Annotated in this window: 1 protein-coding gene; it reads right to left on the bottom strand. The window is 53.5% G+C overall.

All coding sequences use genetic code 11. From position 1 onward, the window contains the following. Window positions 1-230: met regulon transcriptional regulator MetJ (gene metJ, locus FQ664_RS27125; protein ID WP_144176027.1), on the bottom strand; the 230-nt coding region annotated here is incomplete at both ends.

The following is a 230-nucleotide window of genomic DNA, read 5'->3' as shown; positions in this document are numbered from 1 at the left end:
CAGTATTCCCACGTATCCGGGTCGATACCCAGTTCACGCATGATGATCTTCGCCGCTTCCGGGATCTCATCGCTGCGCTCTTTACGCAGGTCTTCATCGTTCGGCAAAGGCTGACCGGTAAAGGCATGCAGGAACGCTTCACACAGCAGTTCACTGTTAGTGGCGTGACGCAGGTTGTTCACCTGACGACGAGTACGTTCATCGGTGAGGATTTTTAACACCTTCAGAGG

It is taken from the genome of Pseudomonas persica, assembly GCF_900291015.1.
Lineage (GTDB): Bacteria > Pseudomonadota > Gammaproteobacteria > Pseudomonadales > Pseudomonadaceae > Aquipseudomonas.
This window is presented reverse-complemented; position numbering and strand designations above follow the sequence as displayed.